This window comes from Streptomyces sp. NPDC031111 (assembly GCF_055570675.1).
The window spans coordinates 17,202-40,409 of the sequence record NZ_JBVIGS010000008.1 but is presented as its reverse complement, the minus strand read 5'-3'; the positions used below and the strand labels follow the sequence as shown (position 1 = coordinate 40,409).

The 23,208-nt window shown below is 70.4% G+C and carries 21 protein-coding genes; 12 read left to right on the top strand and 9 right to left on the bottom strand.

Translation table 11 applies throughout. From position 1 onward, the window contains the following. Positions 1 to 114 precede the first annotated feature (114 nt). The gene (locus ACZ470_RS17885) at positions 115 to 294 is read right to left on the bottom strand and encodes a hypothetical protein (RefSeq protein WP_468428216.1); all 180 of its coding nucleotides are present in this window, start codon (positions 292 to 294) and stop codon (positions 115 to 117) included. A 41-nt stretch (positions 295 to 335) separates the two neighbouring features. After that, positions 336 to 806, bottom strand: a complete 471-nt coding sequence (locus ACZ470_RS17880) for an SsgA family sporulation/cell division regulator (RefSeq protein WP_468428214.1) — start codon at positions 804 to 806, stop codon at positions 336 to 338. Positions 807 to 1,359: 553 nt separating this feature from the next. Between ACZ470_RS17880 and ACZ470_RS17875 the strand changes: the two genes are divergently transcribed. Further along, positions 1,360 to 2,130, top strand: coding sequence for an aminoglycoside adenylyltransferase family protein (locus ACZ470_RS17875; protein WP_468428212.1), 771 nt, complete (start codon positions 1,360 to 1,362; stop codon positions 2,128 to 2,130). Positions 2,131 to 2,357: 227 nt separating this feature from the next. Next, positions 2,358 to 3,650, top strand: a complete 1,293-nt coding sequence (locus tag ACZ470_RS17870; RefSeq protein WP_468428211.1) for a sialidase family protein — start codon at positions 2,358 to 2,360, stop codon at positions 3,648 to 3,650. Between the two features lie 95 nt (positions 3,651 to 3,745). On the opposite strand, the gene ACZ470_RS17865 is transcribed toward ACZ470_RS17870, so the two are convergent. From ACZ470_RS17865 to ACZ470_RS17840, 6 genes are all read right to left on the bottom strand, one after another. After that, positions 3,746 to 4,096: a DUF4387 domain-containing protein gene (locus ACZ470_RS17865; RefSeq protein WP_468428209.1), complete on the bottom strand. Its 351-nt coding sequence runs from the start codon at positions 4,094 to 4,096 to the stop codon at positions 3,746 to 3,748. Next, positions 4,089 to 5,474 (bottom strand): acyclic terpene utilization AtuA family protein, encoded by a 1,386-nt coding sequence (locus tag ACZ470_RS17860; protein ID WP_468428207.1) that lies wholly within the window; start codon positions 5,472 to 5,474, stop codon positions 4,089 to 4,091. The genes ACZ470_RS17865 and ACZ470_RS17860 overlap by 8 nt, the downstream gene beginning before the upstream one ends. Positions 5,475 to 5,519: 45 nt before the next feature. Further along, entirely contained in the window at positions 5,520 to 6,506 is a 987-nt protein-coding gene (locus tag ACZ470_RS17855; protein ID WP_468428205.1) for a phosphoglycerate dehydrogenase, read from the bottom strand. Positions 6,507 to 6,567: 61 nt separating this feature from the next. After that, complete coding sequence (locus ACZ470_RS17850) at positions 6,568 to 7,842, bottom strand: MFS transporter (RefSeq protein WP_468428203.1); 1,275 nt, start codon at positions 7,840 to 7,842, stop codon at positions 6,568 to 6,570. A gap of 84 nt (positions 7,843 to 7,926) precedes the next feature. Next, the gene (locus ACZ470_RS17845) at positions 7,927 to 9,213 is read right to left on the bottom strand and encodes a hydantoinase B/oxoprolinase family protein (protein WP_468428201.1); all 1,287 of its coding nucleotides are present in this window, start codon (positions 9,211 to 9,213) and stop codon (positions 7,927 to 7,929) included. Beyond that, a complete protein-coding gene (locus ACZ470_RS17840) occupies positions 9,210 to 10,352 on the bottom strand; it encodes a tartrate dehydrogenase (RefSeq protein WP_468428199.1) in 1,143 nt (380 codons plus the stop codon). The genes ACZ470_RS17845 and ACZ470_RS17840 overlap by 4 nt, the downstream gene beginning before the upstream one ends. Positions 10,353 to 10,542: 190 nt before the next feature. On the opposite strand from ACZ470_RS17840, the gene ACZ470_RS17835 reads away from it, so the two are divergent. The 10 genes from ACZ470_RS17835 to ACZ470_RS17790 all read left to right on the top strand — a co-directional run bounded on the left by ACZ470_RS17835 (position 10,543) and on the right by ACZ470_RS17790 (position 22,718). Then, positions 10,543 to 11,460 (top strand): LysR family transcriptional regulator, encoded by a 918-nt coding sequence (locus ACZ470_RS17835; protein ID WP_468428197.1) that lies wholly within the window; start codon positions 10,543 to 10,545, stop codon positions 11,458 to 11,460. Between the two features lie 84 nt (positions 11,461 to 11,544). Continuing rightward, complete coding sequence (locus tag ACZ470_RS17830) at positions 11,545 to 12,264, top strand: GntR family transcriptional regulator (RefSeq protein ID WP_468428195.1); 720 nt, start codon at positions 11,545 to 11,547, stop codon at positions 12,262 to 12,264. 92 nt (positions 12,265 to 12,356) lie between these two features. After that, positions 12,357 to 13,778 carry an MmgE/PrpD family protein gene (locus tag ACZ470_RS17825; RefSeq protein ID WP_468428193.1) on the top strand — a complete coding sequence of 474 codons (1,422 nt, stop codon included), beginning with the start codon at positions 12,357 to 12,359 and terminating at the stop codon, positions 13,776 to 13,778. Between the two features lie 82 nt (positions 13,779 to 13,860). After that, the gene (locus tag ACZ470_RS17820) at positions 13,861 to 15,141 is read left to right on the top strand and encodes an MFS transporter (protein ID WP_468428191.1); all 1,281 of its coding nucleotides are present in this window, start codon (positions 13,861 to 13,863) and stop codon (positions 15,139 to 15,141) included. 57 nt (positions 15,142 to 15,198) lie between these two features. Further along, positions 15,199 to 16,560: an acyclic terpene utilization AtuA family protein gene (locus ACZ470_RS17815; protein WP_468428189.1), complete on the top strand. Its 1,362-nt coding sequence runs from the start codon at positions 15,199 to 15,201 to the stop codon at positions 16,558 to 16,560. A gap of 3 nt (positions 16,561 to 16,563) precedes the next feature. After that, entirely contained in the window at positions 16,564 to 16,887 is a 324-nt protein-coding gene (locus ACZ470_RS17810) for a DUF4387 domain-containing protein (RefSeq protein WP_468428187.1), read from the top strand. Then, the gene (locus tag ACZ470_RS17805; protein ID WP_468428185.1) at positions 16,884 to 17,723 is read left to right on the top strand and encodes an alpha/beta hydrolase family protein; all 840 of its coding nucleotides are present in this window, start codon (positions 16,884 to 16,886) and stop codon (positions 17,721 to 17,723) included. The genes ACZ470_RS17810 and ACZ470_RS17805 overlap by 4 nt, the downstream gene beginning before the upstream one ends. A 12-nt stretch (positions 17,724 to 17,735) precedes the next feature. Next, entirely contained in the window at positions 17,736 to 18,650 is a 915-nt protein-coding gene (locus tag ACZ470_RS17800; RefSeq protein ID WP_468428183.1) for an alpha/beta hydrolase, read from the top strand. A 257-nt stretch (positions 18,651 to 18,907) separates the two neighbouring features. Then, positions 18,908 to 19,801 (top strand): septum formation family protein, encoded by an 894-nt coding sequence (locus tag ACZ470_RS17795; protein ID WP_468428181.1) that lies wholly within the window; start codon positions 18,908 to 18,910, stop codon positions 19,799 to 19,801. A gap of 115 nt (positions 19,802 to 19,916) precedes the next feature. Next, on the top strand, positions 19,917 to 22,718 hold the full coding sequence (locus tag ACZ470_RS17790) for an erythromycin esterase family protein (protein WP_468428179.1): 2,802 nt from the start codon (positions 19,917 to 19,919) through the stop codon (positions 22,716 to 22,718). A 70-nt stretch (positions 22,719 to 22,788) separates the two neighbouring features. Here ACZ470_RS17790 and ACZ470_RS17785 read toward each other — a convergent pair whose 3' ends face one another. After that, positions 22,789 to 23,142 carry a hypothetical protein gene (locus ACZ470_RS17785; protein ID WP_468428177.1) on the bottom strand — a complete coding sequence of 118 codons (354 nt, stop codon included), beginning with the start codon at positions 23,140 to 23,142 and terminating at the stop codon, positions 22,789 to 22,791. Between the last annotated feature and the right edge of the window lie 66 nt (positions 23,143 to 23,208).

The following is a 23,208-nucleotide window of genomic DNA, read 5'->3' as shown; positions in this document are numbered from 1 at the left end:
GTAGGAACCGTGGCCCCGCGCAGGAACGCATGACGTGAATCCGTCGCGCGTAACCAGAAATTGTTCGCCGGCTGACCGATAGTGCCCATGTGCCGTTCGGTCTCCCGATCGAGGTCACGTTCCGCACTCGTTGCGGCGGTGGGTGAGGTAGGCGTCCTGAAGGCGGCTGAATACCTCGTAGAGCCGGGTCCCGGTCGTGCAGTGGAAAACGGTGGTGCACTGCGCGCAGGTGCGGGTGTGTCGGCGGTGAGCGGTGGAAGCGGCCATGTACCGCGTGTACAGGTCGTCAGGCACGCAAGCGACTTTCGTGGGCTCGGGAGGGAGGGTGCGACCGGTCACGCGCCGGGACCGTGATCCAGAAGGTTCCCGATGAGCGTGTCGAGGTCGAGGTACTCGCCTTCCCGGCCGGGCGGGACGACGTGCTCCGTCCACTGGACGAAGGCCTCGATGTCCGGCATCCGGGCCCGCAGCAGGGCCGGATCCCCGTCGGGTGTTCCGCCGTGGCCGGCGAGCAGGAGGTAGACGCTGCCCACGTCGCCGTCGTGGCCGGGGTAGACCGACACATCACCGGCACCGGCCCGGCCTCTGATGCCGGCGGTGAGCAGATCACGGGAGACGGCCCAGGTGACCCGGGTCTCCGCATGGGCGTGGCTGTCCAGGTACACGGTGTACGGGTCTTCGGTGGAGTAGGCCAGGCAGATCGGGACGGGAACGCTCCGACCGCCGGTCATGTCGTGCATCAGCAGGTGCGTCGTGCACAGCGACACGCTCGAGCGCTGCGGGGGGACGCCGGAGGGCTTCTTCATGATATTCACCCCAACTATTCGAGAGCGGCCTTCCCAAAGACCTGAACACCTCTCCCGAAAATAACGTGCGGGAGGAAGACGACGTCACCGCGACACCGGGAGATCGGTATACGCATATACCGCGCCGACTGCCGGATATATCAATGTGCGGCGACAAACGCACGCGACTTTCTCTCGCCTTCGGTATACGGACCTGTCGGGCCCGACATACCTAGCCGGCAGCCGAAATGCCGACATCTGCACGGTCCGGCATGTCGGGGCGCCACCATGGGAACCGGCAGGGCGTTGTTATTGCCGTGGCACCGCGGGAAAGACGTCTCTTCTCTTTGATTACCGATGAACGACAGAAGTTTGCGCGTGTGGACCACCGGAGCCGATCGAATCGGCAGTAGTCATGTGTATGAGAAACCGAAAGGGGGTGCGGCGGCTGTCGACGCACCGGCAGGAACCGACGAATATCGCGCCTGTCCATGATGTCCGGATCGTGAACGGTGCGGCCGGACCTTCGGCGAAACGCCGTGCGGTCCGCCGGATGACGAGAGACGCTGGCGCAGTGAATCAAGTGCGGGAGATCGTGGGCTTGGTCGGCGGTGTGCTGGGCCAGGAGGTCATCGGCAGCTACCTCCACGGCTCCTCGGTGCTCGGCGGACTCCGGCCGGCCAGCGACGTGGACGTGCTGGTCGTCTCGCGGCGGCGCATGGACGAGCAGGACCGTCGGACACTCCTCGATGGCCTGCTCCGCCTCTCCGGCTCCCGGAGCGACGCCCGCCCGGTCGAGCTGACCGTCGTCGTCCAGTCCGAGGTCCGGCCGTGGCGGTACCCGCCGACCGGTGACTTCCTCTACGGCGAGTGGCTGCGGGCCGAGTACGAGGCGGGGATGGTCCCGCAGCCGGAGCCGATGCCCGACCTGGCCCTCCTGATCACCATGGCGCTGACCGGCGACCGCGCCCTCACCGGCCCGCCCCCGGCGCAGGTCCTCGACCCCGTCCCGCACGCCGACCTGGTCCGCGCGAGCGTGGCGGGTGTCCCCGGCCTGCTCAACGACCTGGACAGCGACACCCGCAACGTCCTGCTGACCCTCGCCCGCATCTGGACCACACTCGCCACTGGCCGGATCGAGCCGAAGGACGCCGCCGCCGACTGGGCCCTGGCCCGGCTCCCGGCCGAACACCGTCCCGCCCTCGGGTACGCCAGACAGCTGTATCTCAACTCCCCCTACTCCGAGGACCACTGGAGCGAGGAGCTGCGGGCGCGGGTGCGTCCGTTCGTGGACCGCGTACTCGCCGAGATCGACCGGCTCCGCGCCCGAACCCCACGGATGTGAGCAAGGCAGGTTTTCCACAGGGGAAACCCTCATCGGCAGGGTCACCCCGACTGGTCCCAGCCGCACGGAACGACCTGCGGTTCTTCCCGGCGCTCCCGTCGCATCGGACCCGAAGGCCGTGTCGCGATCGTTCGGCTTGTCGCCCGAAGCCGTCGACCCGACCCGTTTACATCGATGTACATCTGGCTCTAGCCTGACGCGGCCTCCTCCTCACAGGAAGGAAGATCATGTCGAACCTTCGACTTCTCCGTTCCTTCAAACGCCGTCGCGAGCCCTCCCCGGCTGTGCGGCGAGGCCCCGCACGGCTCCTGCTGCTCGGCCTGACCTGCGCACTGGGACTGGCGCTCACCGTCCCCGCAGCGGCCACTCCTCCCACACCTCCCGTCTCGTCCGCCACCACCGGTCCGGCGTCAGGGGGCGGCCTCCCCTCCCCCACGGCGACAGGAACTCCGCTGCGCGACGGAACAGGCCTGTACCCGCGCGCCATACGGCTCGCCCACAGCGGCACGGCCAACGGGCGCGTCCTGGCCAGCGTGGTCACGTTCGACGGCAACAACGGCATCGGCGCCATCTACGAGAGCACCGATTCCGGCGCGAGCTTCCGTCAGGTCGGCAGCGTCGCCGACCCCGAGTCCGCCGCCGGCCAAGGTCTCTGCTGCGCCACCCTGTTCGAGCTTCCCCGGCGGGTCGGCGCACTGCCTGCGGGCACACTGCTGTGGGCCTCCTCAGCCGGTCAGGACGAGCCGGACCGCCGTATGGCGCTGCGGATATGGCGGAGCAACGACGTGGGACGCACCTGGAGCCACCTGTCGTCCTGCACCGCCGCCGGAGGAACCGGGGGCCTGTGGGAACCGGAGTTCTCCGTCGCCGCCGACGGCGCCCTGGTCTGCCACTACGCCGACGAAACCGACGGCGCGCACAGCCAGAAACTCGTCGCCGCCCGCAGCTATGACGGCGTCCACTGGGAAGGCCACCACGACACCGTGGCCAGCAGCCTGGCGTCCGACCGGCCGGGCATGCCGATGGTGCGGAAGCTTCCCAACGGCACCTATTTCATGAGCTACGAGATCTGCACGCCCGGGGGCCAGTACCAGTGCGTCGTGCACTACCGGACCTCCGCAGACGGCTGGAACTGGGGAAACCCCGCATCCCTCGGCATCCGGCCCGAGACCGCCGACGGCAAGTACTTCCGCGCCACCCCGACCATTGCCTGGGCACCGACACCCGGCAGCGGGACGAACGGCCGGCTCCTGCTCATCGGACAGCGTCTGCTCAACCGGGACGGCACCCTGGCCGCGGGCAGCGGCCACACCATCCTCACCAACACGCGGAACGGCAGCGGCCCCTGGCGGGAGCAGCCCTCGCCGGTCAACGTGCCGAATCCCGGCGTGAACTACTGCCAGAACTACAGCTCTCCGCTGCTTCCCTCCCCCGACGGCAGCCGCGTGCTCCAGATCGCCACCGACTTCGACGGCACGGTGTGCAAGCCGTACTTCGCCACCGGCGCCCTCACCCGCTAGCCAACCGGCTCGACACCCTCACCCGAGTACGACGTGTGCCTCGCCCGGAGGGGCGAGGCACTGCGTCCACCCGCCGAGCGAGCCGACGCCCTCGGTCAGTCCGAGGACCGCCGGACGGCTCGGTCCGGTACGGGCAGCGTCGCCAGCGGGACGTGGTGCTGACCGGAGTGGACGTCGCGGTCACGGAGCGAGGCCTGACCGACGGGGCGCGGGAAGGAGATCTTGACGACGTTCAGGGACGGGATGCGGAACAACTGGACGTCCGTCTCGTCGACTCCGTAGAGCTCGGCGATCCTGCGCTCGTCGAGGAACGTCTCGTCGGCGGCGATGGCATAGCCGTCCGCGTCGCGCATGAACAGTTCCATGGTGACCCAGAAGGGTCCGGCGTTCTTGGACCGGACCTCGTACGCGAGGTCCGCGAGAGTGGTGGGGCCGTTGTCAGCCAAGGCGCGGGGCCTCCTCGAGCTCGATGCGGAACATGTCGGTGGGGGTGATGCTGTCGACGACGTGGTTGAGCACGAACTCGTAGGCGGGCCCGCGTTCGATCTCGGCGGGCGAGGTGGCGAACGCGAGGCTGGGCAGGTAGTTCATGTCCGGTGTCGGCAGGTGCAGCATCAACGGGTTGGCGACCTTCGCCACGGCGGTGGCGGTGGTCTGGTCCGGCGCGTTGACGAGGAGCATGACCCCCACCTCACGCGGCGCGCCCCGGGCCGGATCGAGGTCCCCCAGCACGGCGTTGTGGCCGTAGAGGCGTACGTCGAAGGCGTACTTGTCCTCGCTCAGGCCGAGTGTCTGCTCCACGCGCTGTCCGATGACCGTGCGCAGGAGGTCCGCCCAGTCGTCGATGTTCTTGAGGATGTGCGGATCGCGTATGGCGGTGAACGACATGGTCTCGTAGCCGGTGACGCGGGCGCCTTCGAGCTTGACGGTGTGCTGGTCGGCGACGTGGAACCGCGAGCCCTCGACCCGCACCCGGCGGTCGTCGAGAGCGGTGTAGGTGGCGTCCCGGACGTCCAGCGTGCCGTCGGGCTCGCGCATCCGGAAGGGGTTCACCGTCTCGTAGAGCATGTGGGCGGCGACCAGTACGGGCGTGCAGGCGACCGTGGGGTCGAGCGGTTCGATGGTGAAGCCGTCGGCGTCGATCGTGGCCAGCACTCCCCCGGCCCGGGGGTCGGTGGTGCACTGGCCGCCGCACTCGATGATCTTGGAGGCGTGCCAGGTGGGTCCGGCCGGCATTCCCTTCATCAGGGGGTAGGCGGCGGCGACGGCCGTGTCGGTGGCGCGGCCGGCGAGTACCACCTGGGCACCGGCCTCCAGCGCGGCGACGATGGGTTCGTGCCCCATCATGCCCACGATGTGCGTGCAGCTCTCCAGCGTCTCGGCCCGCAACTCGCCCAGGGGCGGCAGAGCGTGGATCCGGCCCGCCTCCAGGTGCCCGGTGAGTGTGCCGGCGTCCTGCTCGCTGTAGACGCGGGCGACCCGCAGATCGAGCCCCTCGTCGGCCAGGATGTCGGCGGTGATCCCGGCGATCCAGTCGACCCCGGCGTCGGTGCCGCTGGTGCCGCAGGATCCCACGATCAGCGGGATGCCGGCGTCCGCCGCCGCCTTGAGCAGGACACGCAGGTCACGGGCGACCGCCGCGCTCGTGGTCTTGGGCTGCGCGGCTCCGAGATAGTACGGGCCCGAGTCGGTGCTTCCCGCGTCCACGGAGATCACGTCGGCACCGAGCGCCAGACCGCGCTCCACGGTGGCTTCGGGGAAACCGGCCCCGAGCATGCCGGTCGGCGCCAGCACTCTGATGCTGTCCACCCGTTCGTTGTCCATGGTCCTCTTCTCTTTTCGACGTCCGGCGCGCTGTCGGGCCGGCGTTCATCCGATGTCGCCGGCAGCGGGGCCGTCCGCCGGCGCAGGAGCGTTCACCGCGAACCGCGGGCGCCCTTCGAGGGCGGCCAGCAACTCGGCCGCGCCTGCCCGTCCGGCGGCCGCCCGTGCCTCGGCGGTCTGCCCCGCCATGTGGGAGTAGACGACGATGCCCTCCACGTGGCGCAGCGGGCTGTCGGCCGGCTGCGGCTCCTCGCTCACCACGTCGAGTGCCGCCCCGGCGATCTCGCCCGTGCGGACGGCCTCGGCGAGCGCCCTTTCGTCGACGACGGCTCCCCGAGCGGTGTTGACCAGGACCGCCGTCGATTTCATCCGCCGGAACGCGGCGGCGTCCAGCAGCCCTCTGGTCCGTTCCGTCAGCGCGGTGTGCACCGACACGTAGTCGGAGGCGGCCAGCAGTTCCGCCAACTCGACGAACTCCACCGAGGGGTCGGTCCGTTCGCTGTCGGGCACGCCGGTCGTGCAGAGCACCCGCATGCCGAACGCCTGGGCGAGCGGTACCACGGCACGGGCCGCGGCCCCGTACCCGATCAGCCCGAGGGTCGACCCGCGCAGCTCGTGGCCGTCCTCCCGCGGCCAGCCACCGGCCGCGACCCCCGCCGCGCTCTGCACCAGGCGCCGCGCCGCCGCCAGCAGCAGGCCCAGGGTGTACTCGGCGACGGCGCCCGCGTTGATGCCCGGCAGGTTGCTCACCGTGACGCCGAACTCCGCCGCGGCGGCGACGTCGATCGAGTCGTATCCCACTCCCGTGCGTACGACCGCTCGCAGACGGGGTGCGCGGGACAGGACGTCGGCGGTCAGGGGCTCGTTCGCGACGAGCGCCCCGTCGATCCCGTCGAGGGCGGCCACGAGCTCTTCGGGATCGCGTCGGCCGGTCATCGGTGCGTGGACCGTGGTGTGGCCGTGCTTCCGCAGATACTGGTCGACCTCGTCGCCCGGCCGCAGATGGTCCGTCGTGATCAGGATGCGGGGCACGGATGGTTCCTCATTTCTGGCTGCGCCTTCACTCGGTTCGAGGATTGCGGGGCGTGATGCGTCACTTGGCGAGGGCAAGGGCGGCCCGACGCCGCAGCGTGGTGATCCTGACGACGACGGCGATCGCCAACGCGGCGACCACGGCGACATCGATGAGCATCAGGCGCCAGCCGGTGATGTCGACCATGCCGCCCACCACCGCCGGGCCGAGGAAGCCGCCGCCGGCCCAGCCGACGGTGTACAGGCCGGCGTAGGTGCCGAAGACCCTGGCCGAGGGGGCGAGGTTCCACAGGACCACCACCGCGTTGACGAGGAAGCAGGTCGCGCCCGCTGCCGCGAGGCACAGGGCAACGACGGCGCCGGTCGGTGTCCCGACGACCGTGCCCAGCACCATGGCCGCGGCGAAGACCGACATGCCCCCGGCCATGACCCGGAGCCGTCCGTAACGCTCGGCCAGGACCGCCGCGGGATAGGCGGCCACGATGAACGCGATGCCGCTGGGCAGTGTGAGGCCGCCGGCGGCTCCTCGTGACATGTCGAGAGCCTCCATCCCGTACGGCGTCATCAGGGACCGCGAGGCGGCCCACGCGCTGCCGAAGAGAAGGATCGCGACGAGGATGAGGAGCCGGCTGCGGTCGGCGTCCTTGAGGATCTCCACGAAGGTGTCCCGCACGCGCGGGTCCTTGCGTTCGGCGTCCCGCGCCTCGCGGCTCTCCTCCAGCGCTGCCCGGTAGGCCGGGGACTGGCTGTCACGCACGGTGGCCGCGAGCACCACGACGGAGACCAGCATGATGACCGCGGGGATGGCGAACGCCAGATTCAGGTGGTGGTCGACCAGGAAGATGCTGAGGAGCGCGGCGACGATGGCGGTGACGCTGGAGGCGATCTTGACCGCGGCGTTGGCGCGGCTGCGTCTCTCGGGCGCGATGAAGTCGGGGACGAGCGCTTCGGCGATGGGTTTGAAGGTGTTGGCCACGAGTGCGTAGCCGAACATCACCGCGATCAGCAGCGGCAGTGTCGCCGCCGTGTGCGGGATGACGACGAACAGCGCGGCGGCGATCGGCATCCCGACCACCAGGTAGGGCATCCGCCGGCCCCAGGAGGTCCGTGTGCGGTCCGACCGGTTGCCGATCCACGGCTGGATGAAGATGCCCAGCAGGTTGTCCATGCCCATCAGCAGGCCCACGACGGCCGCGCTGGTGAGGTGCTCCTTGAGGAGGGGAGGCACCTGTGATTCATAGAAGTTCCACGTCGACTCCTGGGCGAAAACCGCGAGAGCGACCAGGAACGTGATGCGCCGAGTCCCTTGGCGCTGCCCTGCCGACGTCGTCGTCATAGGGGTCGTCCCTTCGCACCGCCACCGTACTGGAGGCTGCTGGATGAGGTGATGTGTGCGGGCATGCGGTCAACCGGCCGGGGGTCACTGTTCGACATCGACCACGAGGGACAGGTCGTCCGCGACCCTGATACGGCACTCGGGTCCGAAGGAGCACGAGGATTCGCGTTCCTCGAAGATCGCGGGGCCGGCCAGCTCCATTCCCGGCGTCAGTGCGTACCGGTTCCAGACGGTGGCCCGGAGCGGCCCGTGTCCGGGGAAGCGGACCGAGCGGACACCGCTGCTCGCCTCGGCCCGTGGCGCGTCCCTGCTCCCTGCCGTCAGGTCGTGATCGGGCCCCAGCATCGTCAGTCGCCAGTGGACGACTTCGGTGGCCCCGCCCAGGGACCGCCCGGGAAAGGTCGGGTTGACGATCGTCCCCTCCGGCGCGGTGACCCGAAGGGCGCGGTAGGAGCCCCAGTTGGTCCGGGTGGCGGGATCCAGCAGGATTTTCAGCGGGTACACGGAGTAGGCGCGTGTGTAGTTCAGCGTGGAGTTGGTCGGGAAGGGCACCTGGGGGGAGCTGCCGGTGTAGTCGATCTCGATCTCGTCGCCCCGAACGGTCACGGCGCACCGGATGTGCGTGGGGTGGCCGGGTACGCCGTCCGCGTCCAGGGTGGAGCGGTGGACGCCGTCGGGCAGTTCCCGCACGGCCGCGCGCATCGCGGCGTCGGTCACCGCGTGGACCTGGGCGGCGAACTCCTCGAAGTCCGGCTCGCCGAAGTCGGCCAGATACTCCCGGGCCCGTCGGCGGCACACCGCGTGCGCGGCGGCCTGGGCTTCCAGGTCGCCCCACACCTGGTCGGCCGGCCGCACATTGGCCAGCAGCAGGTCCTTGACCCCCTGTTCGACCCTGCCGGCCCGGAACAGGCGCAGCGGGGGAATGAGGATGCCCTCGGAGATCAGCTCGGTGACGCTCAGGGAGGGTGTGCCACCGATGTCCGGGGAGTGCGCCACCGTGCCCACGAACGCCACAAGTCGGCCGCCGTGGAGGACCGGTGTGATCATGGCGATGTCGGGGAGGTGCCCGGTGGCGATCCACGGGTCGTTCGTGACGACGGCGTCGCCGTCCTGCCACTCGCGGGCCGGGAACCGTTCGAGGACAAGGGCGGTGAGCGAGCTCATCAGGGCGGCGAAGCCGGGGATGCCGGCGCGCGACTCGGCCATCGTGCGCCCTTGGCGGTCCATCAGGACGACCGTGTAGTCATTGGACTCGCGGATGATCGTCGAGAAGGCCGTGCGCAGCATGGTGGTGGCCGCCTCGTCCGTGGCGGCGGCCAGCCGGTCCCAGCGCACCTCGAGACCGATCGGGTCGGAGACCGGCCTGGTCATGAGGCCCCCGCCCGTCCCGCCGTGCGGTCGGCATCCCCGTAGGTGCCGTGCCCTTCGGGCGGGCCCGCGGCGATCCGGTCCGCGATCGCCCTGCCCAGCCCCGCGGTGGTGCCCGAACCGCCGAGGTCGGGGGTGAGCGCGTCGGGCTGCTCGTCGAGCACGCTTTCGATCGCTGCCACGACATGTGCGGCCGCCTCCGGCTCGCCGAGGTGGTCGAGCATCATCGCGCCGCTCCAGATCTGGCCGACGGGGTTGGCGATGCCGAGGCCGGCGATGTCGGGGGCCGATCCGTGGACCGGCTCGAAGAGGCTGGGGTGGGTGCGGTCGGGGTTGATGTTGGCGCTGGGTGCGATGCCGATGGTGCCGGTGCACGCGGGACCGAGGTCGGAGAGGATGTCGCCGAAGAGGTTGCTGGCGACCACGACGTCGTACCGGTCCGGCCGGAGCACGAACTTGGCGGTCAGGATGTCGATGTGGTCCTTGTCCGCGGTCACCTCGGGGTAACGGGCCGCCATCTCCGCGGCGCGCTCGTCCCAGTACGGCATGGAGATCGAGATCCCGTTGCTCTTGGTCGCCCAGGTCAGGTGCTTGCGCGGGCGGGACGAGGCGAGGTCGAAGGCGTAGCGCAGCACACGGTCGACGCCCGTGCGCGTCATCACGGTCTCCTGCACCACCGTCTCGCGGTCGGTGCCCTCGAAGATGCGGCCGCCGATACTGGAGTACTCGCCCTCGGTGTTCTCCCGGACGACGAGGAAGTCGATGTCGCCGGGCCGGTGGTCGCGCAGCGGACCGCGGACGCCGCGCAGCAGCCGGACCGGCCGCAGATTGACGTACTGGTCGAATCCCCGCCGCATCCGCAGCAGGCTTCCCCACAGCGAGACGTGATCCGGGACGACCTCGGGCCGGCCGACCGCCCCGAAGAAGATGGCGTCGAAGCCACCGAGCAGCTCCCGCCAGTTCTCGGGGAGCATCGTGCCGTGCTCCAGCCAGTAGTCCGCGCTGGCGAAGTCGAACTCGGTGACGGCGAGCCGGAATCCGTGGACCTCGGCGGCGGCACGGAGGCATCTGAGGCCCTCGGGGACCACCTCTCGTCCGATCCCGTCACCCGGGATCACGGCGATGCGGTAGGGGTTCGGCACGGTCCACTCCTCGGGCCACGTGATCGATTGTGCGTCCGTGGTGAACGCCCGGTTCAAGCGTCCAGCCACCGCGTGGACCCACCATGGCCAGCGAAGACGTGCTGAACAAGACATGGACCGGCAAGGTAGCCTTTCCTCCATGGAAAGCCCACGGCGCTCCGGTCGACGACAGATCAGGAACCGTTCACTCGTGGACGACCTGCAGTTCTTCCATGTGGTCGCGTCGAGCGAGACCCTGACGGCCGCGTCGCGGGAACTCGGCTGCTCCCTACCGGTCGTCAGCAAGCGCCTCAGCGCGCTGGAGCGCCGTCTCGACGTCCGGCTCGTCCAGCGCGGCGCCCGGCGGCTGGTGCTGACCTCCGAAGGTGAGCTCTACGCCGCGCGGGTCGAGGCGATCCTCGACCAGGTACGCGAACTCGAGGACACCGTCACCGACGGTTCCGGCGGACTGCGCGGCTCCGTCGTCGTCGAAGCCACGCTCGGGCTCGGTCGTGCGCACATAGCGCCGCTGCTCGGGGAGTTCGCGGCGGCCCATCCCGGAGTGCGCATCCGGATACAGACGTCGGCGCTCCCCCTGCGGCCGCACCGGCGCGAATTCGATGTGGCCGTCCACGTCGGCACTCCCCCCGACTCGTCCTTGCGGATGCGGCGCCTGGCCGAGAACCGGCGGTTGCCCTGCGCGGCACCGTCCTACCTCGCCGAGCACGGCGCACCGGCCGGCGTCGAGGACCTGGTCGACCACAACTGCATCGTGCTGCGCGAGAACGAGAGCGACTACGCGCTCTGGCGGTTCGGGGACGCGGCCCGGCCCCGGCACGTACGGGTGCACGGCAGCCTGTCGAGCAACGACGGTGATGTGGTGACCGGTTGGGCGCTGGAGGGCCGCGGCATCATCATGCGGTCGGAGTGGCAGGTCGGGCCGCATCTCGATCGCGGAGAACTCGTGCGGGTGCTGCCGGACGTCCCGACGCCGCCCGCCGACATCTATGCCCTGATCGCGGACGATGCCCATGTTCCGCAGCGGGTCAGCCGGCTCATCGACTTCCTCGCCACACGGCTTCCGCGTCGGCTGAACCAGCCGTCAGGGAACGTCATCGGCCCGGGTTGACCAGCCCGGGCTGGGTGTCGAGTCCGGCCGAACCGGCGGGCCGCAACGTCTTGCGATGATGCTGTAGCAAATACGGTACTGCACATGGGACAACTTCCGCACCTGGCGGTTTCCGCGACGCTCGGCGACCAGGCCTACTCGGCGATCCGCGAGGCGATCATCTCCGGCGTCCTCGAGAGGGGCCAGAAGGTCACCGAGCGAGGTCTGGCCGAGTCACTGGACATCAGCGCGACGCCGGTGCGGGAGGCGCTGCGACGACTGGAGCAGGACCGCCTGGTCGAGAGGACGGGACCGCGCTCCGTCCGCATCTCGAAGTTCGCGGAGGAGGAACTGCGGGAGTTCACCATGATCGGGGACTCGCTCCGCGCCCTGGCGGCCCGCCTGGCGGCCGAGAAGTCGACCGCCCAGCAGCGGCGGGAGATGCGGGCGGCGCTCGACAGCGCCGACGGCCTGAGGGCCCGGGCCGCCGAGACCGAGCCGGACAGTGACGAGGAGCGCGAGCTGATCCAGCAGATCCTCCAGCGCATGCGGACGTTCCACGCCCTGGTCGACCAGGCCGGCGGCAACGCGACACTCCTCCAGATGCTGCGGATGGTCGATGCCTTCGGGACCGACGAACGACGCAGCACGGTCCTGTCCGAGATCAGCGGTGACCGGCGCGGCGCGGTGGAGGAGCGCTACCGCCAGCACCGCGCCATCTACGACGCGATCGCCTCCGGCGACGGGAACCTGGCGGCGGAACTGATGAGCGCGCACAGCCAGGCGTCCAGCGACTCCCTGATCTCGGGCCGCTTCCCGGTCTGAGCCCCGGGCGGCCACCGACGGTCACAGCCTCGAGGCGCCGTGTCCGCACAGCCGACATGCTATAGCAAATAACAAACGAGCGGGAGCCGTCCATGCCCCTTGCCGACGAACTCAGTTCCTACGCCCTGTCCTTGGGCTACGGCGACCTGAGCGCGCACGCCGTCCACACCGCCAAGCAACGCCTCGTCGACAGTCTCGGGTGCGGGCTCGGGGCCTTCGACGCCACTCCGGTACGCAACGGTCGCGCCTTCGCCGAGGCGTACCCCTCCCCCGCCTGTACGGTCCTGGGCACCCGGCAGACCACCACGCCCGACATCGCCGCCTTCGTGAACGGCACGATGGTGCGTTACTTCGACTTCAACGACGGCTACATCGGCGAGGAGGTCGGACACCCCAGCGACAACATCCCCGCGTGCCTGGCCGTCGCCGAGGCCGAGGGCTCCTCCGGTGAGGACCTCCTCCTGGCGATCGTCCTCGCCTACGAGATCCAGTGCGGCTTCCAGGACGCGGCGAACCTGCACCGCGGAGGGTGGGACCACGTCAACTACGTACTGCTGTCCTCGACCATCGCGGCGGGCCGGCTGATGCGGCTCTCCCAGCGGCAACTCACCGAGGCGATCAACATCGCCCTCAACAGCCACATCTCCATGCGGCAGGTGCGCACCGGGGCGCTCTCCCAGTGGAAGGGCTGCTCCGCGCCCAACGCCGCCCGCAACGGCGTCGTCTCGGCACGACTCGCCCAGCACGGCTTCACCGGGCCGTCGCCCATCTTCGAGGGGACCTCCGGCTTCAGGAACCAGATCACCGGCGACTTCTCCCTGGACCCGGCGAAGTTCGGCAACCGGGACGACAAGTCCTACGCGATCTCACGCACACTGACCAAGATGCTGCCGACGAACGGCGAGATGCAGACGGCCGTCTGGGCCGCTCTTGCCGTACGGGAACGGATCGCCGACCTCGCCGCCATCTCCTCGATCCACGTGGACACGACGCGGGTCGGCCACGACTTCCTCGGCGGGGATCCCGAGAAGTGGAATCCGACGACACGGGAGACCGCCGACCACAGCCTCCCGTACTCCGTGGCCCGCGCACTGCTGGACGGCGCCCTCACGACCGGGTCCTACCGCGACGAGGCCCTCGCGGACCCGGCCGTCCGGGCGCTGATGGCACGTACCACCGTCGCGGAGGACCCGGCCCTGACCGCGATCTTCCCCGAGTACATCCCGAACCGGGTCACCGTCACGCTGACCTCCGGCGACGTGCTCACGGAGGAGGTCCGCGACGCACCCGGCGGGGGCCGAACGGCCATGACGGACGCGCAGTTCGAGGAGAAGTTCCACGGACTGCTGCGGCACCTCGCCTCCGACACCCAGCGGGCGCGGATCCTCTCCCTGACGTGGGCGGCCGAGGAGCTGACGGATCTCGCGCCGCTCCTCGCGGCCATGGTGCTGGACGGCACCGGGGCCGACTCCGCGCCCGCCCCGGCAGCGCACGTCCCGGCCGTGGCCGACTGACCCACCCGCCCCACTCACCCAGCCGTGCGACACGCGGTCGACGGACCGACCACTTGCTATGGCATATGGCAAAGGAGCCGCCATGCCGGAGATTGCACCACCCCAGCCGCCCGAGGTCCTGCGCTCCCGGAAGCGGATGAGCGCGACCACGGTCCTGTGGGTGACGCTCGCCGTCTTCGCCCAGGAGTCCGTGTGGAACTTCTACGACGCCCAGGTGCCCGCCGAGTTGGGTCGGTATCTGACCTCCGCGGGTCTGATCGGCCTGATCATGGGCATGGACAACCTCCTGGGTGTCCTGATCCAGCCGTGGATGGGCTTCCTGTCGGACCGACGCGCCCGCGACGGCAGGGGCCGCTGGTCGATCGTCCTCATCGGCGCGGCGCTGGCCTCCGTGCCCTTCGCCCTGATCCCCTGGACCGGCGGCCTGCCCACGTTGATGCTGTGCGTCGTGGCGTTCGCGGCCACCGCCAACGCGTTCAAAGGGGTCACCGAGACGCTGGTCTCCGACTACGTCTCCCCCGCACACCGTGGCAAGGCCCAGGGCTTCGTGAAGGCCGGCGTCAGTCTCACCATCGTCGTCTCGTCGCTGATCAGCCTGCTCGTCGTGGACCGCAGTACCACGCTCGCCTTCGCCCTCCCTCCCCTGCTGATGCTGTGCCTCCTGGCCACCTCGTGGTGGTTCCTGGGCCGTCGGCACACCGCGACCGCCGTCCCGGCGGCACACGACGAGAAGCCCGACACGGAACCGTCCGCGTTCTCGTCGCCGTGGGCCGTCATCAAGGATCTGGTGCGCGACCCGTCCCGCGCGCGGACACTGCTCATGGTCGGCATCTTCTGCTTCGCCGGCATGTGGTCCGCGCTGCGCACGCTCATGACCCCGTACGGCACCGAGACGCTCGGGCTCTCCCGGGGCGCGGCGGGCGGGCTCGCGCTGCCTGGTGCCGTCGCCTTCCTGGCCTGCGTCATCCCGCTCGCCTACGCGTCGACCCGCCTGGGTCAGGTGCGGGCCATTCGCTACGGCGTGGCGCTGTTCGTCGTCGGCCTCCTCGTCGGCTTCGCCTCCCCCACCGTGCCGGGCACCGTCGTCGCCCTGGTCATCACGTCCGTCGGGTACGCGACCTTCGCCGTGAACGCCCTGGTCGCGCTCTGGGACCTCGCCCCGAGCCGGCACGTCGTGGGGACGTACACCGGCCTGTACACCGTCGCCTCGTCGACCGGCGCCGCTCTCGGCCCGGCGCTGCTCGGCCTCGTGGTGGACGTCACGGGGTGGCGGTTCATGCTGCTCGACGGTGCCGCGTTCGCCGCGATCACCTTCATCGTCTTCACCCGTCTGTCCCGCCGGGTCACGCCCGCCAAGGCCTGACCGGCCGCCCCACCGCAAGAAGACCGCAACCCCACCACGCAAGGAACAGTCACACTCATGGAGTTCCGCATCCTCGCTCCGACGGGAGCCCTCGGCGCCGGCTTCGACGCCGACGCATTCCGACGCGGGGTCGACGCCCGCCCGCACGTCATCGCCTGTGACGCCGGATCGACCGATTCCGGACCCGCCGCCCTCGGCTCCGGGACACCCAAGCTCTCCGACCAGGCCGTCGGCCGCGACCTGCGGCTGCTGCTCAAGGCACGGGACGAGCTCGGTGTGCCGCTGATCATCGGGTCCTGCGGCACCAGTGGCCGGGACGCCGGCGTCGACCGCGTCGCCGACCTGGTGCGCGGCATCGCCGCAGCGGAGAACCTGCGTTTCACCCTGGGGCTGATCTACTCCGAGCAGCCCGCCGAGCGGCTCCGGGCGCTCTTCGACGCCGACCGGATCAAGCCGCTGCCCCACGCCCCCGACATCGACCGGGAGTTGTTCGCACGGAGTCACACCGTGGCCATGATGGGCGTCGAGCCGATCCAGGAAGCCCTGCGCTCCGGCTGCGACGTCGTTCTGACCGGGCGGGCCAGCGACACCGCGCTGTTCGCGGCCGTACCGCACATGCGGGGGGCCGACCCCGGACTGACCTGGCACATGGCCAAGACCATCGAGTGCGGAGCCGCCTGCGCCGTCCCCCCGTCGGCGAACGGCCTCCTGGTGCGCCTGCGGGACGACCACTTCGACGTCACCACGCTCGCCGAGGACAGCCGGCTCACCCCCCGCTCCGTCGCCGCACACACCCTGTACGAGAACGCCGACCCGTTCCGCATCGCGGAGCCGTCCGGCACCCTCGACACCACCGATGCCACGTACGAGGCCGTCGACGAACGGACCGTGCGGGTCCGCGGGGCCGCGTTCATCCCCGCGGACGGCTACACGAACAAGCTCGAAGGCGCCGAACTCGTGGGCTACCAGACGGTCATCGTCGGAGGAGTCCGCGACCACGTGGTCATCAGGCGCCTGCCCGACCTGGTGCCCTTCGCCAAGAAGTACTTCGCGGACAAGATCCTCGACGTGTTCGGCGGCACCGTCGACCCCGCCGACGTGGACATCGACTTCCGTCTCTACGGCGACGGGGCCGTACTGGCGGCCGGTGAACCCGAGCCGCTGGGCCCTCGCGAGATCGGTGTCCTCATCACGGTGACGGCTCCCGACCAGGCCACCGCCCACGCCGTCGCGACGTTCGTCGCACACGCGAGCAGCCATCTGCCGATCCCCGAGTACGACGGCCTGGTCTCCACGATCGCCTACCCCTTCTCCCCGCCCGAGACGGACCGCGGGCCGCTGTACCGCTTCACCCTCCACCACGTCGTCACCGGCGTCACGCCGACCGAACTGTTCCGCACCGTCACCGAGGAGGTATGAGCCATGGCCACCCTGCTGGACTTCTGCTCCCTGGTCCGTTCCAAGAACGCGGGCCCCTTCACCCTCACCTTCGACTTCATGTGTCACGACCAGGCCGCCTACGACACGCTCGTGACCGGCGGTTTCCTCAACAAGGACCTGTTCTCCCGCCTCTACGGCGTCGACCCCGAGCACATCCTGCTCGTCAACCATCCCCTGGCCCTGGCCGTGAAGGTCTCCTTGCCGCGCCCCGAGATCCAGGGCGACCTGCGCGACGCCGACTGCTACGCCGGCCAGCAGTACGCCCCCCTGATGGACCTCACCGTGGAACCGGACCCCGTCGCATGACCGCCGAACGTCCCCTGTCCCCCTGGGACCTGCCCGCCGGCCACCCCGGCGTGGCCTTCCTGACCGGTCCCACCACGCAGTTCGCGCTGGCCACGGACCCGCGCTTCTCCTACTGCCTGTACGTCCCCAAGGGCCACGGTCCCGACGGCCCGCCCCGCCCCCTCGTGATCGCCGTGCACGGGACCCGGCGCCGCTCCGAGACGCTCCGCGACGCGTTCGCCGACTTCGCCGAGCGTCACGACTGCGTGGTCCTCGCTCCGCTGTTCCCCGCCGGGATGACGGGGCCCAACGACGTGGACAGCTACAAGCTGCTCTCTCCGGCCGGGTTCCGTGCCGACACGATGCTCCTGGACATGGTCGCGGAGCTCTCCGCCCGCTGGCATGTGCGCACCGACCGCTTCCATCTGCACGGCTTCTCCGGCGGTGGCCAGTTCGCGCACCGCTTCGCCTACCTGCACCCCGACCGGCTGGCCTCACTGTCCGTCGGTGCCCCTGGACGCGTCACCCTCCTGGACCCGACCACACCCTGGTGGCACGGCACCGCCGACGCCGAGGAACGGTTCGGGGTGAGGATCGACCCCGCTCCCCTCCGCGAGGTGCCCGTCCAGCTGGTCATCGGCGAGAACGACACCGGAACCGCCGAACTCGCACCGCCCGACGCACACGGCCCCGCCCCCGCCGGCGGGAACCGTATCGACCGCATCCACGCGCTGCGCGCCAACTGGCGTGAGCACGGAATCGACGCGAGGCTCGACACGGTCCCGGACACGGCCCACGACCACTTCGCCGTGCTGCCCGCGGTGCGGCGGTTCCTCGCAGCGTGCGTCCACGGGTGAACAGCGACTGCCATGCCCGCGAACGAACTCGACCCGCAGATCGCCCGTGTCCTCACTTCGCGTCACACCGAGCCTTCTCTCGGCTCACCGCGCGAGCCGGTGACCGCCCGTCCGGCCCCCGGTCCCCGCGCGCGTGATGACGTCGCGCCGCTCGGGGGCCGGTCCCTGCCGGTCCGCCTCTACCGGGGCAGCCGCGACGACTGTGTCGTCGTCTTCTTCCACGGAGGCGGCTTCGTCAAGGGCGACCTGGACTCGCACGACGCGCAGGCACGCACGCTGTGCACCGTCACGGGGCGGTCGGTGGTGTCCGTGCAGTACCGGCTCGCACCTGAGCACCGGTTTCCGAGCGCCTACGAGGACGCGGTGGAGGCCGTCCGGTGGGTTCACGAGAACGTGACGTCATGGGTGCGGGCGCCGGCCGGTATCGCGGTCGCGGGTACCAGCGCGGGAGCGAATCTGGCCCTCGGTGCCGCTCTCGCCCTCGGGACCGCGCGGGCGCCCGCGGCTCCCGTGGCTCAGCTGCTCGCCTACCCCTTCGTCTCGGGTGACCCGGCCCTGCCCTCGCGTACCGAGTTCGCCGAGGGGTACGGGCTGACCTCCCGGGCCATCGAGTGGTTCATCGAGGCGTACGTCCCCGACCCCGCGCAGCGACAGGACCCGCGCTTCGCCCCGGTGCGGTCCGGGAACCTGGCCGTTCTGCCTCCCACCGTGCTGGCCGGCGCCGGCTGCGACCCGCTGCGCGACGAGGCACGAGTCCTGTCCCGGCGACTGCGGGCGTCGGGTGTACCCGTGCTGGCCTTCGAAGAGCCGACGCTGCCGCATGGATTCTGGAAGTTCGCCGGCATCTCGGACGCCGCGAGCGATGCCGTGAACAGGATGGTCACGGCGTTCAGCGGCCTGCTCGACAGCAGCGCGCGCCCGCGGTGAGCCGACGACCCGATCGTGCCGTGATCTTCGCGGCACGCCCGTCCTTGCGCGCGGCACTCCCTGCTCAGCAGCGCCCGGCTCCCCAGGAATCCACCGGGCTTTCCCGACTTTCACCTTCGAGGAGCCCGCGTACAACCCTCGCGGCCCCTCGCGAGTCAGAGACGCCGCGACGAGGTGAGGGCCTTCCCACAGCCGGGCCAATGGACCGGCATACGGTGCCCAGCCTCATGAAGATCACTCAAGAGGATGTAAACGCCATGGCCTTCCGCGCCCCACGTCATTCCCTTCGCGGTATGTCCGCCGTTGCCGCCCTGCTCGCGATCGGCGCGGTGGGATGCTCGGACGTCTCCGACGCCGTCGACAGCGCCAAGGACGGCGCGAAGAAGGTGGCTCGCCAGCGCTCGGTGTTCTCGCTGGACATCGGCGACTGCTACAACCCGAACGGCAAGGCCGAGGGGGAGGCGTACTCCGTCGAGATCGTGCCCTGCGAAGAGGCGCACGAGGGACAGGTGGTCGGCGAGTTCGCCCTCGACCAGGGCACGGGCACGGAGTACCCCGGCGACGACGCGGTCTCGGCGATCGCGGACGACCGATGCCCGGTCGAGGCGCAGAAGTACACCCCGGACACCTGGGCCGTCCCCAAGGGCGCCGCCCTCTTCTACTACACCCCGACCAAGGAGAGCTGGGCGACGGGTGACCGCGCGGTGAGCTGCACCTACACCGCGGACCAGGGCACGCTCAGCGGCTCGCTGGACACCGCGAAGTCCCTCAACCCCGAGCAGACCACGTACCTCGAGGGTTCGAACGCGGTCTACGAGGCCCTGTGGGCGAACCAGTCCAAGAAGGACACCGTCGAGGACGACCTGCCCGGCTACAAGGCGCAGGCCAAGGCCGTCGCGTCCGCCCTCGACGCACATCTCAAGGGCCTGGGCGGCATCGACGGCACCGAGGTCGACAAGCTCCGCGCGACGCTGACGAAGGCGGCCGGGAACTGGAAGAAGGCCGCGAACGCCGCCGACGCCGACGCGTTCTACCTCGCCTACGACCCGGCGTTCTCCGGCATCGACCCGAACAAGTCGGTCGCCGCCCGCAAGGAGCTGGGCCTGGCCACCACCGTCCCGGCCGACGAGGCCGAGGTCTGGGCGGGCTGACGCGCCGTCGGACCGGCGGGGCCGCCATCACCTGGTGACGGCCCTGCGCCCGCCGCTGCTCCGGGCGGGTGACACACGGAGCGCGGCCCGGCACCCGGGCGGGGATCCTGGCGTCATGACCCCCTCCGTGACAAGGCGGCTCGCCGTCGCGCTACTCGTCTGGCTCACCGTCGTCCCCGGAACGGTCGCGTTGTCCCCGGCCGGCGGGGGGTCCGCGGTCTCGGGCGGACCCGTCCCGGCCGGCGACGACCCACTGCCGGCGCTCGAGAAGGCCGCCCGGCCGCTGCGCACCGTCGAACCCTCGGGTCCCTTCGAGGACCTGCGTGCCTTCGGACAGGCGGTCGGCGGAGCCGTGGTGGTCGGCATCGGCGAGGCCGCCCACGGCTCCCACGACTTCGTCACCTTCAGACACCGGGTCCTGCGGTACCTGGTCGAACGAAAGGGCTTCCGCTCCTTCGTCCTGGAGGCCAACTGGAGCGCCGGCGCCCGCCTCGACCACTACCTGCTCACCGGTCGGGGCGATCCCGCCCGGATCATGTCCGAGGAGTTCCAGAACGCCTTCGTGCTGCTGCACAGCCAGGAGTACCTGGACATGATCCGCTGGATGCGCGCCTACAACGTCGCCCACCCCGACGACCCGCTCAGATTCGCCGGCAACGACAACGGCTACGCCGGGCCGGAGCTGTACGACCGGGTGGTCGACCACGTCCGGCGGACCCACCCCGATCTGCTGCCCTCCGTCACCGAGCTGTACCGGGGCCTGCGTCCGACCCTGCCGGTCGGCGAGTGGATCCGCGCCACCACCGCCGCGCCCCTGGACGAGCGCCGTGCGCGGGCCGAGCGCACCGGCCGCGTACTCTCGCTGCTCCGCGCCCGCGACGCCGCGGGGGCCGGTGACGAGCACGCCTGGGCGGTCCAGCACGCCACCGCCATCGACCAGGTGGCGCGCCTGTACGCCTTCGACTTCACGGACCCCGACGCCGTGCCGGAGGCCATGATCTACCGGGACACCGTCATGGCGGACAACACCTTGTGGTGGCAACGCCGCACCGGGCACCGGTTGGTGCTCGGCGGGCACAACAGCCACCTGTACACCGCGTCCTCCACCCCCAACCTCCCCCTCGTACAGGGAGAGGTGCTCCGGCAGCGGCTGGGCGACGGCTACCTGGCCGTGGGACTCTCCTTCGACCGGGGCGCCGTGCACGCCACCGAACAGGGCTTGCAGCATCCGGTCGACGAGGATGTCAGGCGGTTCGAAGTCGAGCCCGCCGCTCCGGGCTCGGTGGAACACACCCTGGCCAGGGTGAGTCACCCGAACTGGTACCTCGACCTGCGCACCGCGCCGCCCGCCGCCCGCAACGGGCTGGACGCCACCCGGCCCAAACGGGAGATCGGCACGGACTTCCCTCCGCCCGGCGACCAGGTCAACCTGCTGAGATCGGCGGACGTGGTGGTGCACCTGGACGAGATCCGGCCGAGCCGAAGGCTCGACCGGGACGTGTCCGAACAGCGGCCCCACACGTCCGTCGGGTCCGCCGACCCGCTGCCCGACCCGCTGCCCGACCTGCGCAAGGTCGCGCACCCCCTGCGCACCGTGGAGCCCACCGGTCCCTTCGACGACCTGCGGCCCCTGGGAAGGACGGTGGGCGACGCGCAACTGGTCGGCATCGGACAGGCCGCCCACGGCGGACACGAGTTCCTCGCCTTCCAGCATCGTGCGTTCCAGTACCTGGTCGCGGAGAAGGGCTTCCGCTCCCTCGTCCTCGAAGCACCCTGGAGTGCCGGGCTCCGCCTGAACGACTATGTGCGCACGGGTCGCGGCGACCCCGCCCGGATCATGTCCGAGGAGTACCACAACGCCTATCTCTTCATGCACACCCGCGAAGTCCTGGACCTGATCCGCTGGATGCGCGCGTACAACATCGCCCACCCCGACGACCCGCTCGGATTCGCCGGCAACGACAGCAGCTACGCGAGTCCCGATCTGTACGACCGGGTCGTGGGGCACGTCCGTGAGGCCCACCCCGACCTGCTGCCGACCGTCACCGAGCTCTACCGGGGACTGCGTCCCACGCTGCCCGCGGGCGAGTACATGGAGGCCTACATCAAGGCGCCTCTGGCCGTGCGGCGGGAGAAGGCCGAACGCACCGGACGTGTCCTGGAACTTCTGAGCGCCCGGAAGCCGGCCGAGGACACCGAGGCCGGGGACGACCACGCCTGGGCGGTGCGGAACGCGGAGGTCGTCGACCAGGTCGCGCGCCAGTACGCCTTCGACTACGACGACCCGGCCGAGGAACGCGAGGCCCTCGCCCACCGCGACTTCGCGATGACGGACAACACCGTCTGGTGGCTCCGGCAGACCGGCGCCCGGACGATGCTGGCCGCCCACAACGGCCACGCGTACCTGGAGGGCTTCGACCCGGACTACCCCGTCACCCAGGGCGGCCTGCTGCGCGGCGTGCTCGGAGACGATTACCGGGTCGTGGGCCTGGCGTTCGGCCACGGGTCCTTCCTCGCCACCGACCGGGGTGTCGCCGAACCCCGCGACGAGGACGTGAAGACGTTCCACACGGGGCCCATCGCTGCCGGCTCGGTCGAGCACACCCTGGACCGGGTGAGCCACCACGACTGGTATCTCGACCTGCGCACCGCACCACCCGCCGTCCGCGAGTGGCTGGGCACGACCCGGCCCAAGCGCGAGATCGGCACGCACTGGCCCAGGGACCCGGACCCGGTCAACCTGCTCAGGGCGGCGGACGCGGTGGCGTACCTGCACGACATCCGGCCGAGTCACCTGCTTCCGCGCACCTGCTCTCCCGCGACGAGGACCCCGGCGGCGCTCGACCGCTGGACACGGGTGGCGGGGTGTACGTCACCGCCCACCTGGACGCCCGGCCTGACCCGGTGGAACACGTAAGGCTCTTGCCGGCATGGATTGACGGTGTGTCAGGTAGGGGGCGCGCAACGCACTGGCGAGCGAGCCAGGGTCAGCGCTCCTCGCTCTCCGGCGGGTTGCCGCGGGCCTGCATGTCGCGCAGTGCCTCGTCGGCGGCGGTGATCTCCGAGTAGTACTGCCGGTGCACCTTGTACGTGCGATCGAGCTCGATCTTGTGGTACAGCCCGGTCGGCTCGCCGAAGCGGAAGTCGCGGGGGAGGCGCTGTGCACCGTCGCGGCCCACGATCAGGATCGCGCGGTCAGTGACCACGAACGTCGCCACCGGCACGGTGAAGATCCCCGAACCGCTCTGCGCGATGAATCCCGTCTGGATCTGCTCGCCGGGCTCGAGGTGCGGTGCGGCTCGCTCGGCGATCAGTTCAACCCGCCGTTCCCGGTAGCCCATGACTTCCCTCCGAAGCGAGACGCGCCCACATCGTAGGGCAGGGTAGCCCTCGCGGAACATCCCATG